The following is a 2,010-nucleotide window of genomic DNA, read 5'->3' on the forward strand; positions in this document are numbered from 1 at the left end:
AACAAGGACCGGCCATGCGCCGGAGGATGCGTTCGTCCCTGCGCTATGKCGGCGCCATCGCGGCCCTGCTGCTGGCGGCAGCGCCCGCGCACGCCATCGACGTGGACGCCGGCGACTATACGGCGCTGCCGGCAGGCACCAACCTGGCCATGCTTTACTACCAGCACGCGGAGCGCGACAAGGTCTACGCCAGCGGCAGGCAGGTGGCCGGCGGCAACCTGAACTCGGATATCGGCATCGCGCGCTATGTGCATTTCGTGGACATCGCCGGCTTCACCGTCGACCCGCAGATCCTGCTGCCGTTCGGCAACCTGCGCGGGCGCGACCAGCTGAGCGGGCTCGGCAGCAGCGGCGGCATGGGCGATMCGATCCTGGCCGCGACCGTATGGCTGGTCAACCAGCCGCAGCAGAAACGGTACTTCGGCATTACACCGTTCCTCTACGTGCCGGTTGGCAGCTACGACAAGGAGCGGGCACTCAACCTTGGCGAGAACCGCTGGAAGTTTGCCTTGCAGGCGGGCTACATCACGCCACTGGCCGGCAAGTTCACCCTCGACCTGATTGCCGACGTGACCTTCTATGGCGACAACAACAAGTTTGGTGCGGCCTCGGCCACCCTGAAGCAAGCCCCGCTGTTCCAGGGCCAGGGCTGGCTGCGCTACAACGTCACCGACACCTTCGACATCCGTGGCGGGCTGTCCTACACGGCCGGCGGCGAAAGCAAGGTGAACGGCGTCTCCCGCAACGACAACACCAATACTTCCAAGTTTTTACTGGGGATGGCGTGGTTCCCGACCCCGGCCGTGCAGGTGCTGGGCATCTATGGGCAGGACATCTCGGTGCGCAACGGGCCGATGGAAGGCAGCCGTTTCAATCTTCGCGTGCTCAAAGCATTTTGACCGGACCGGACAAGGAAAGCAGACCATGATGAGAACAAGCAGGAGCAAGCAGGACAGGGCAGCCGCGCTGTGGCTGGGGACGGCCGCGGCGCTTGCGCTGGCATCGGCGGCGGGCGCGGCGCTCGGCGCCGACGCCGCGCCCGCCAGGGCGCTCACCGTGCAAAAGGTGCGTGCCATCACCGCCGCTATCGACGGCGCGGCGATCCGCGCCAATGAGCGTGGTACCGCCAACTGGCCTTCCTACGGGCTGGACTACGCGGAAACGCGTTTCAGCCAGCTCGACCAGGTCAACACCGGCAACGCCGCGCAGCTGGGCCTGGCCTGGTCCTATGACCTGGAATCGACGCGCGGGGTCGAGGCCACGCCGCTGGTGGTCGACGGCGTGATGTATGTGACGGCGCCGTGGAGCGTGGTCCACGCCATCGACGCGCGCACCGGCAAGCGGCTCTGGACCTACGATCCCAAGGTGCCGCGCAATCTCGGCTACAAGGGTTGCTGCGACGTGGTGAACCGCGGCGTGGCGGTCTACAAGGGCAAGGTTTTCGTGGGTGCCTTCGACGGCCGGCTGGTGGCCATCGACGCCGCGACCGGCAAGAAGGCGTGGGAGCAGGACACCGTGGTGGATCACAAGTTCTCCTACACCATCACCGGCGCACCGCGCGTGTACAAGGGCAAGGTCATCATCGGCAACGGTGGGGCAGAGTACGGCGCGCGCGGCTACATCACTGCCTACGACGCCGAGACCGGCGCGCAGCGGTGGCGCTGGTTCACGGTGCCGGGAGACCCCGCCAAGCCGTTCGAGAACGAGGCCATGGCCCGCGCGGCCGGCACCTGGGACCCGAGCGGCAAATACTGGCTCAATGGCGGCGGCGGCACCGTGTGGAACACCATGGCCTTCGACCCCGAGCTGAACCTGATGTATATCGGCACGGGTAACGGCGCGCCCTGGAGCCGCAAGCTGCGCAGCCCCGGCGGCGGCGACAATCTCTACCTGGCCTCGGTGGTGGCGCTCAATCCCGATACCGGCGAATACGTCTGGCACTACCAGGAAACGCCGGGCGACAATTCCGACTACACCTCGACGCAGGACATCATCCTGGCCGACCTCAAG

The 2,010-nt window shown here is 66.5% G+C and carries 2 protein-coding genes; both read left to right on the top strand.

Translation table 11 applies throughout. The annotated features are described in order from the left end of the window. Positions 1 to 26: 26 nt before the first annotated feature. Positions 27 to 899, top strand: a complete 873-nt coding sequence (locus AC1DS3_RS38085) for a transporter (RefSeq protein ID WP_477129303.1) — start codon at positions 27 to 29, stop codon at positions 897 to 899. A gap of 25 nt (positions 900 to 924) precedes the next feature. After that, positions 925 to 2,010 (top strand): outer membrane protein assembly factor BamB family protein (locus tag AC1DS3_RS38090; protein WP_477129302.1); only part of this gene is annotated, 1,086 nt, incomplete at its 3' end.

This window comes from Cupriavidus sp. 01L46 (assembly GCF_056399905.1).